This is a genomic window from Streptomyces sp. AB3(2024), assembly GCF_041862025.1.
GTDB lineage: Bacteria > Actinomycetota > Actinomycetes > Streptomycetales > Streptomycetaceae > Streptomyces.
This window is the reverse complement of sequence record NZ_JBGWAB010000111.1, coordinates 19,085-28,526: the sequence shown is the minus strand read 5'-3', so window position 1 is coordinate 28,526 and position 9,442 is coordinate 19,085. Positions and strand designations below refer to the sequence as shown.

General features: G+C 73.9%; 5 protein-coding genes and 1 pseudogene. 5 read left to right on the top strand and 1 reads right to left on the bottom strand.

Annotation, left to right across the window (positions count from 1 at the left end; all coding sequences use genetic code 11):
* From ACEPPI_RS31410 to ACEPPI_RS31390, 5 genes and pseudogenes are all read left to right on the top strand, one after another.
* Positions 1–1,249 (top strand): annotated as a pseudogene (locus ACEPPI_RS31410) (serine/threonine protein kinase); the annotation flags it as partial.
* 114 nt (positions 1,250–1,363) lie between these two features.
* Positions 1,364–3,010 carry a serine/threonine-protein kinase gene (locus tag ACEPPI_RS31405; protein WP_373918645.1) on the top strand — a complete coding sequence of 549 codons (1,647 nt, stop codon included), beginning with the start codon at positions 1,364–1,366 and terminating at the stop codon, positions 3,008–3,010.
* A 183-nt stretch (positions 3,011–3,193) separates the two neighbouring features.
* Positions 3,194–4,825, top strand: a complete 1,632-nt coding sequence (locus tag ACEPPI_RS31400; protein ID WP_373918644.1) for a succinic semialdehyde dehydrogenase — start codon at positions 3,194–3,196, stop codon at positions 4,823–4,825.
* 59 nt (positions 4,826–4,884) lie between these two features.
* Positions 4,885–6,666, top strand: a complete 1,782-nt coding sequence (locus ACEPPI_RS31395) for a GMC oxidoreductase (protein WP_373918643.1) — start codon at positions 4,885–4,887, stop codon at positions 6,664–6,666.
* 167 nt (positions 6,667–6,833) lie between these two features.
* Positions 6,834–8,531: a hypothetical protein gene (locus ACEPPI_RS31390; RefSeq protein ID WP_373918642.1), complete on the top strand. Its 1,698-nt coding sequence runs from the start codon at positions 6,834–6,836 to the stop codon at positions 8,529–8,531.
* 257 nt (positions 8,532–8,788) lie between these two features.
* Here the strand turns inward: ACEPPI_RS31390 and ACEPPI_RS31385 are convergent, their stop codons facing one another.
* A complete protein-coding gene (locus ACEPPI_RS31385; protein WP_280917124.1) occupies positions 8,789–9,058 on the bottom strand; it encodes a chorismate mutase in 270 nt (89 codons plus the stop codon).
* Positions 9,059–9,442 lie beyond the last annotated feature (384 nt).

The following is a 9,442-nucleotide window of genomic DNA, read 5'->3' as shown; positions in this document are numbered from 1 at the left end:
GTTCCCGTCCCCGCGGGCCGTCCCGGCCGGAGCGGCCGACGCCTGGGGCGGCGGCCCGCGCACCGGCCTCGACGCCGAGCGGGCCCGCCAGACCCGGATGGCCGTCGTCGGCCCCGTCACCGAGCGCTGGGCGCCGGAGCAGGCCGGTCCCGTCCACGGCCACTGGCAGCTGGCCGCGCCCGTCGGCCCCGCCACCGACCTGTGGGCCCTCGGCGCCCTGCTCTACCGCGCGGTACAGGGACACGCCCCGTACCCCGAGGACAGCGTCGCCGAACTGGTCGAGATGGTCTGCGCGGAGCCGCCCGCCTTCGCCGAGGAGTGCGGCCCGCTGCGCCCCGTCGTGGAGTCGCTGCTGCGCCAGGACCCCACCGAACGACCCGACTTCGAGGAGCTGCGCGGCTGGCTGCGCTCCCTCGTGCGCTCCGCGCCGGAGCCCGACGGGGACCCGGCCGTGCTCCCGGCACCGGAGCCGGATCCCGCCCGGCTGCCCGTCGTCCGTCGGCGCGGCGACCTGCACGGCCGCCACCGCAACCCCGCCGCCCCGCGGGGGCCGCGTTCCCTCGGCCGGACCCTGCTGGTCGGCGTACTGGCCCTGATGGCCGCCGCCGTCGCCTACGCGATGCTGTTCATGCCGCGTTCCGCCGGTTCCGGTGAGCAGGCCCAGCAGCCCACGGCCGCGCAGAGCCCCGCCCGCCCGAGCCCGTCCGGCTCCGCCCCCGGCGCGGCGACCCCGGGCGGCGGACCCTCCGGGACGCCCGGCGGAACCCCGCAGTCCAAGCCCGCCCAGCAGCCGAACGCCCCCGAGGGCTACACCCTGGAGCGGGATCCGGAGCACTTCACGGTCGCCGTCCCCCAGGGCTGGACCCGTCGGAGCATCAACGAGGCCGGCCAGGTGCGCTACACGCAGGGCGCGTTCACCCTGGTCGTGGTCCCGGGCCGGGACCGGGTCGAGGGCAACCCGGACCCGAAGGCCTACCAGCAGGACAAGGAGCCGGAGCTGTCCCCGTACCGCAACTCCACCTGGGCGGAGTCGGGGGACGTCAAGAGCACCACGGTCGCCGGTCAGTTGCGCGTCACCGGCCGCTACACCTGGATCGATTCGACGGGCCGGTCCGTCCTGGCCCGCAACTTCGTCGTCGCCCTCGGCGGCAGTTACCACGTCGTCATGGTGACCGGCCCCAAGGACGAGGAGGACAAGGTCACCGACGTCTTCGAGAAGGCCACGGCGAGTTACCAGGCGGGTGGCTGACTGGATGTCAGTACGGCGATTGCGTCACAGTGCTGTCTCACCGGCCCCGCGCGGTTCCGGCAGCGCCCGCAGGCTCCGTAATCTGGCCCGGAGAGTACAGAGCGGCGGGAATTCGTGGAACAGCAGACAGGCGCGGGTGCGGTGCTCGCGGGCCGGTACAGGCTCGTCGATCCCATCGGTAGCGGCGGCATGGGCAAGGTGTGGCGCGCGCACGACGAGCTGCTGCACAGGACCGTGGCGGTCAAGGAACTGACGGCGGGTCTGTACGTGGCCCAGGCCGATCGGGAGGTCCTGCACGCCCGCACGCAGAAGGAGGCCCGGGCCGCGGCCCGGATCCAGCACCCGGCGGTCGTCACCGTCCACGACGTGCTGGAACACGACGACCGGCCGTGGATCGTCATGGAGTACATCGACGGCCCCTCCCTCGCGGAGGCCGCCAAGGCGGCCGGGCGCATCGAGCCCCGCGAGGCGGCCCGGATCGGCCTGCACGTGCTGGGTGCCCTGCGCGCCGCGCACGCGGTCGGCGTGCTGCACCGTGACGTGAAGCCGGGCAACGTGCTGCTGGCCAAGGACGGCCGGGTGCTGCTGACCGACTTCGGGATCGCCGCGATCGAGGGCGACTCGTCGATCACGCGCACCGGCGAGCTCGTCGGCTCCATCGACTACCTGGCCCCGGAGCGGGTCACCGGCGGTGCGCCCGACCCCTCCTCCGACCTGTGGTCGCTGGGCGCCACCCTGTACACGGCGGTCGAGGCCCGCTCGCCGTTCCGGCGGACCTCGCCCATCTCCAGCCTCCAGGCCGTCGTGAACGACGAGCCGCCCGTCCCGCGCCAGTCCGGCGCCCTCGGCCCGGTCATCACCGCGCTGCTGCGCAAGGACCCGGGCCAGCGGCCCTCGGCCGCCGAGGCCGAGCGGATGCTGATCGAGGCGATGGAGGGCCGCGAGCCGAAGGCGGCGCAGGCGTACGTGCCCACGCGCGCGGTCACGGCCGAGGAGCGGGTGCCCGCCCGGTCCGCGGAGCCCGAGCGGCCGGAGCCGGCCGCCCCCGCGCCCGCCCCGGCCGCCGGGCTCCGGGAGTCCCCCGCGGCCTCCGCCGGGCGTCCGGCCGGGCGGCTCAAGCGGGCTGCCGCCGTGGCCCTGGTGGCGGCGCTGCTCGGCGGCGGCGGGGTCTTCGGGGTGCTCAAGTACCTCGACGGCCAGGGCGACGGGGTCCAGGACGAAGGCTCCGCCGACAAGGGGGCGAGTGCCCCGGACCGTCCGGGATCGGGCGAAGACGGCAAGGCCGGCGCCGCGGCGGCGACCCCGCCGGCCGGTTTCGTCAAGGTGGAGGACCCGGCGGGCTTCTCGCTGTTCGTCCCGGCGGGCTGGAAGCGCCAGATGGACGGCAACCAGATCGACTACACCCCCGACAACGGCCGTCACCTCATCCGGATCGCCATCGACACCACCCCGGACTACCCGAACCCGTACACGCACCTCCTCGACTTGGAGAAGCAGCTCAAGGAGCGCATGGACTACAAGCGCGAGGTGCTGGACCAGAACAGCTTCCGGGACACCACCCGGGCCGGGCTGTGGGACTTCTCCTGGACCGAGAAGGCGCCCCACGCGGGCCCGCGCCGGGCCATCGAGCAGATGTACATCAGCCCGGAGAACACCGAGTACGCGGTGTACATGTCCGGTCCGGCGAACGAGTGGTCCAAGATCCGCCAGCAGTTCGACACGGTACTCACCGGCTGGCAGCCCCCGGCGAAGAAGGGCTGAGGCGGGCCGGACGGGGGTGTCCGCGAAGGGTTCGCCGGAGGGTGCGGCGGACCGCCCGCCCGGCCGCCCGGCGCGGTGATCGCGCCACACCCCGCCGATCGCGCCAGCGATCACTGGCAGACTTGGCAAAATACGGTTACCGACGGGTACCCAAAGCCTCGCGGGCGGCATACGCTCACCGCCATGACGGACTCGCAGGCCCCCGCCGCCCCCCTCCGCACCGCACCGCAGCCCACGAACCCGGTCGCCCCGGTCCCGGCCGGCGCGCGTACCGCCGCCGAGGTGGTGACCCCCGAACTGGTCACCCGGCTGACCCGCGGTGTGATCGGCTCCGGGCGGACCGCCAACCACACCCCCTTCACCGGGGACAAGCTGGCGGACCTCCCCGAAGCCACCCCCGAGGACGTGGCCACCGCCTTCACCAAGGCCCGCGCCGCCCAGAGCGCCTGGGCCGCGGTGCCCGTCCGTCGGCGGGCGGCCGTGCTGCTGCGCTTCCACGACCTGGTCCTCGCCCGCCAGAGCGAGGTCCTCGACCTCATCCAGCTGGAGACCGGCAAGGCGCGCCTGCACGCCCACGAGGAGGTCCAGGCCGTCGCCGTCGCCGCCCGCCACTACGGCCGCAAGGCGCCCGCCTACCTGCGCCCCAAGGGCCACACGGGCGCCATGCCGACCCTCACCAAGGTCACCGAGCTGCGCCAGCCGCGCGGGGTCGTCGGGCAGATCGCCCCCTGGAACTACCCCCTCGAACTGTCCGTCGGCGACGCCCTGCCCGCCTTCGTCTCGGGCAACGCCGTCGTCATGAAGCCCGACACCGAGACCGCGCTGACCGCCCTGTGGGCCCGTGACCTGCTGATCGAGGCCGGACTGCCCGCCGAGGTCTTCCAGGTCGTCCTCGGCGAGGGCCCGGTCGTCGGCCCCGAGGTGGTCCGGCACGCCGACTACGTCTCCTTCACCGGCTCCACCCGTACCGGCCGCGAGGTCGCCCAGGGCGCGGCCGCCCGCCTGGTCGGGGTCTCCCTGGAGCTCGGCGGCAAGAACGCCATGCTCGTCCTGGCCGACGCCGACGTGGAGAAGGCCGCCGCGGGCGCCGTCCGCGCCTGCTTCTCCTCCGCCGGCCAGCTCTGCATCTCCATCGAGCGGCTCTACGTCCACGCCTCGATCGCCGACGCGTTCGTCGAACGCTTCGCCGCCCGCACCAAGGCCATGCGGCTCGGCCACGCCCTCGCGTACGGGGCCGACATGGGATCCCTCGTCGGGACGCGTCAGCTGGAGACCGTGCAGCGGCACGTGGACGAGGCCGTCGCCAAGGGCGCCACCCTCGTCGCCGGCGGCACCGCCCGCCCCGACATCGGCCCGCTCTTCTACGAACCCACCATCCTCGACGGGGTCGAGGCCCCCATGGCGGTCTGCGCCGAGGAGACCTTCGGCCCGGTCGTCTCGATCTACCGGTTCACGGACGAGGACGAGGTCGTCGCGCAGGCCAACGCCACCCCCTACGGCCTCAACTCCAGCGTCTGGACCAAGGACGCCCGGCGCGGCCACGCCGTCGCCGCCCGCCTGCGCACCGGCACCGTCAACATCAACGACGGCTACGCCCCCGCCTACGGCAGCGCCCAGTCCCCCATGGGCGGCATGAAGGAGTCCGGCCTCGGCCGCCGCCACGGCTCCGAGGGGATCCTCAAGTACACCGAGGCGCAGACCGTGGCCCACCAGCGGCTGCTGCCGATGGCGCCCTCGCTGGGCATGGACGACGCGAAGTACGCGGAGTTCATGACCCGCAGCCTCAAGGTGATGAAGGCCCTCCGCTTCCGCTAGGCCCGGCCGCCGACGCCCGACCCTCCGATTCAGACCCGATCGCCCGGGAGGCACACGCAGTGTCGTACGACTACGACGTCATCGTCATCGGATCGGGCTTCGGAGGGTCGGTCTCGGCGCTGCGGCTCACCGAGAAGGGCTACCGGGTCGGCGTCCTGGAGGCCGGACGCCGCTTCACCCGCGAGAGCCTGCCCCGCAACAGCTGGGACCTGCGCAACTACCTGTGGGCGCCGGCCCTCGGGCTGTACGGGATCCAGCGCATCCACCTCCTCGGCAACGTGATGGTGCTCGCCGGAGCCGGGGTGGGCGGCGGCTCGCTCAACTACGCCAACACCCTGTACGTGCCGCCCGCGGCCTTCTTCGAGGACAGGCAGTGGGCGTCCATCACCGACTGGCGCGAGGAACTCGCCCCGTACTACGAGCAGGCCAAGCGGATGCTCGGCGTGCGCCTCAACCCGACGCTCACCCCCTCCGACGTCCACCTCAAGGCCGCCGCCGAGAAGATGGGCGTGGGGGACTCCTTCCACATGGCGCCGGTCGGGGTGTTCTTCGGCGACGGCCGGGACGCCGACGGCGGGGCGCGGGTACGTCCCGGGGAGCAGGTGCCCGACCCCTACTTCGGCGGCGCAGGCCCTTCCCGCACCTCCTGCACCGAGTGCGGGGAGTGCATGACGGGCTGCCGGCACGGGGCCAAGAACACCCTGAACGAGAACTACCTGCACCTGGCGGAGCGGGCTGGGGCCGTCATCCACCCCATGACCACCGTCACCGCGCTCGCCGAGCACCCCGACGGCGGCTACCGGGTCCGCACCGTTCCCACCGACCACCGCCGCACCGGCCGGGCCAAGGTGCTCCGGGCCCGTCACGTCGTCGTCGCGGCGGGCACCTACGGAACCCAGACCCTGCTGCACACCATGAAGGACCGGGGCGAGCTGCCCCGGCTGTCGGACCGGCTCGGCGACCTGACCCGCACCAACTCCGAGGGTCTGGTCGGCGCCCAGACCGACGACCGCCGCTACCGCAGGCGGCACGGGGCCGACCGGACGGCGGACTTCACCCGGGGGGTGGCCATCACCTCCTCCGTGCACCCCGACGCCGACACCCACATCGAGCCCGTCCGCTACGGCAAGGGCTCCAACGCCATGGGGTTCCTGACGATCCTCCAGGTGCCCTACGGCCGCCACCGGGTCCGGGCCTGGTTCGCCCGCACCGCGAAGCACCCCGTACAGCTGGCCCGTTCGCTGTCCAACCGCCGCTGGTCGGAGCGGACCATCATCGGTCTGGTCATGCAGTCCCTCGACAACTCGCTGACGACCTACCGCAAGCCCGGCGGCATCGGCAAGGGCCTGCTGACGGCCCGGCAGGGGCACGGCGCCCCCAACCCGGTGCAGATCGAGGAGGCCACCCGGGCCGCGACCCTGCTGGCCGAGGAGATCAACGGCTTCCCGGGCAGCAACGTCGGCGAACTGACGGGCACCCCGCTCACCGCACACTTCCTCGGCGGCTGCCCGATCGGCGCCTCGCCCGAGGAGGGCGTGGTGGACCCGTACCACCGGCTCTACGGGCACCCGGGCATCTCCGTCGTCGACGGTGCGGCGGTCTCCGCGAACCTCGGGGTCAACCCGTCCCTGACGATCACGGCGCAGGCCGAGCGGGCGATGTCGTACTGGCCGAACAACGGCGAGGAGGACCCGCGGCCCGAGCAGGGCGCGGCGTACGTGCGCCTCGCGGCGGTGGAGCCGGCCCGGCCGGCCGTCCCGAAGGAGGCCTTCGGCGCGTTGCGGCTGCCCTTCCTGGCGGTCCCCGCGGTGCCCCCGAGGCAACCGGAACCGGAGCACTGACCGCGATGAGTACCGCGCTCCCCCTCCGAGCGCGGTACTCACCGCGGTACAAGAGTGGACAGGCGGTTGCCGGAGAAGGTTGTACCGGAATCCCCGCGCCAGAGGTGTGGTGTCGGTCACATGCCCGGGAGTGCAACTGTCGCCGGGCTCCGGCGGTCACAGGGGGCATGAGACAGCGCATCTCCCTGCCGGTCGCCTGCGGCCTGGTCGCCGCGGGGCTGGCCACCGCCATCACCCCCGCGTACGCCGCGGAACCCGTCCTCACCCTGACGGCCCCGGCCGCACTCGCCCTCCCGCTCCACCCGGCGACGGGCTCCCCGAAGCCGGTCGCCCTGGCCGTGCGCCTGGACTACCCGGGCGCCGCCGAAGGCCTCGGCGCCGAAGTCACCTTCACCGTCGACCTGACCAAGGTCGCGGGCGTGGCCTCGGTCCGGGAGGCGGCCGCCGGGACCGGCCAGGCCGCCAAGTGCAAGGCCGTCGCGACCACCCTCGTCTGCACGGAGCGGGGGGTGCGCCCCGGCTCCCGACCCGGCGTCGACCTGGAGATCACCGCCGCGAAGGACGCCAAGAACAAGGACTCCGGCGAGATCCGGGTCACCGGCGCGGTGTCCGGGGCCACCGTGCGGCCCGCCGTCACGGCCGTCACGGTCGGCGGCCCCGACCTGGTCATGGGGGAGATGGCGCTCAAGCGGGACCCGAAGCCGGGCGAGAGCCAGCCGCTGCCCCTGGCCTTCTCCAACCGGGGCACGCAGTCCGCGCGGGGCGTGGTCCTGGAGCTGGAGGCCAGCCGCGGGATGGAGCTGGCCGAGCGGTACGACAACTGCGAGTACCGCACCACGCGCACCTCCACCACCGCGATCTGCACGGTCGACGGGGAGTTCGAGACCGACGCGAGCTACGAGCTGGCCGGCGACAGCCCCCTGCACCTGAAGGCCACCGGACACGCCCGCGCCGAGCTGCTCGGCTACGGCATCTACCCGGCCGCGGCCCCGGTGAAGACGGAGCAGGCGCAGACGGGCGCGGACGCGAAGCCCAAGCCCGGAGACGAGGCCGCGAAGGACCCCGCGGGCAAGACCCCCGGTGGCGCCAACGGCACCGGCGGGCGCAAGCTCACCGCCAAGAAGCGGGCCGCGACCCTCACCCCGGCGCTGCGGGGCCCCGACCTCAACCCGGCCGACAACCGGCGCGAGTTCGAGTTCGCCGTCCCGAACACCGCCGACCTCGCAGCCGAGCCCCTCGTCGTCAAGGGCAAGGCCGGCACCACCGTCAAGACCGCGGTCGCCGTGCGCAACCAGGGCCCGGCCTGGGTCTTCGAGCCCCGCTCCACCGCCCCGGCGGCGGTCGTGGACGTGCTGGTCCCGCCGGGCGTGAAGGTGCTCACGGCCCCCGCGGCCTGCCGCTCCGCCGGCACCGCGGCGGCACCCCGCTACCTCTGCACCACCGGCTCGTCGCTGCTGGAGTCCGAGAAGGTGGAGTTCCCCTTCGAGCTGCGGATCGACAAGGCCGTCCCGGACGCCCGGGGTGCCATCACGGTCGGCCGGCCCGGCCCCGGGGGCGAACCCCAGCGGCACCCCTTCGACCCGGTCCTGGCCAACAACCTGGCCACCATCACGGTGAACCCCACCGGCCCGGCCCCGAGCCCCTCGACGACGACCCCGAAGCCGACCGCCTCGGCGTCGGCCTCCGCCTCGCCGTCGGCCACTGCGAGCACCGGGACCACGCCTCCGAAGACCTCCTCGGGCGGCGGTCCACTGGCCTCCACCGGCAGCACGGCCGGCCTGGTCGGCTTCGCGGGGGCCGCGCTGGTGGCCGCCGGGGGTGCGCTGTTCCTGGCCTTTCGTCGCCGAGCGGCGGGCCGCGCGTAGCGGAGCCGGACACGCGGAACGGCCGGCCCGGGGCGTCCCCCGGGCCGGCCGTCCTCATGGAGTGACCGGGCTGCTGTCCCCTGCCGTCCGGTCACGCGAGGGAGCGAGGTCCCACGACGCGCGCCGTCGGGCGTCACGTCTCATCGCTCCCGTGGAGCCACGCGTGGTGCTGCGGACCCGCGCCTGGCTGACGCGGACCACACCGAGAACGAAGCCCGGTGGGGGCGGTCACGGCCCGGACGGGTGACGAACACCCGTCAGACGCGGCCCCGGCACAGCTCCAGCAGGGTCATCGCGAGCGCGGTGCCGGGCTTGCCGAGGGCGTCGCTCCAGTGCGCGAGCACCTCCATCTCGCGCGAGAGGTGCACGCGGCGGCCTCCGGCGGCGATCCGGGCCTCCTGGATGACCGTGGAGACGGCCGTCCGTTCCTGGATCAGCCCGATGATGCGGTCGTCGATGGCGTCGATCCGCTCGCGGCTGTCGGCGATGAGCTCTTCGGGGGTGGCGGCGGTGGTGATGACGGACATGTCGTTCTCTCCTCATGGACGGATCGGGGAGGTCCGTCAGTCCCGGAGAACGCCAGAGCGCCCCGGTCCTGTCGGACCGGGGCGCTCTGGGAAGTCAGCGGCTCAAGCGAGCATCACGAGGACCCATGGCGACCGGACCGGCCGGTGCCATAGGTAAAGAGGAAGCTCAGCTGCTTGCGCATGGAACGGATTATTACCCTCCGCCCCGCCCCCCGGTCAACCGGGCCCGCATCGTGAGACGACGGCCGGTCCGCGGCGGAGGGTGCCGTGAGGGGTCCGTCGCGGGGCGTCACCGGCCGGGGGACTGGATGGTGCGACAAAACGGCGGGTGCCGCCACCGGTAGAATCGACAAAACAGCCACCCTCTTCCGCCGGAAGGCCTGC

Excerpts from the sequence above, each read along its gene's own strand:
- ACEPPI_RS31400 (WP_373918644.1), top strand. The coding sequence starts at position 3,194 with ATGACGGACTCGCAGGCCCCCGCCGCCCCCCTCCGCACCGCACCGCAG.
- ACEPPI_RS31390 (WP_373918642.1), top strand. The coding sequence starts at position 6,834 with ATGAGACAGCGCATCTCCCTGCCGGTCGCCTGCGGCCTGGTCGCCGCG.
- ACEPPI_RS31385 (WP_280917124.1), bottom strand. The coding sequence starts at position 9,058 with ATGTCCGTCATCACCACCGCCGCCACCCCCGAAGAGCTCATCGCCGAC.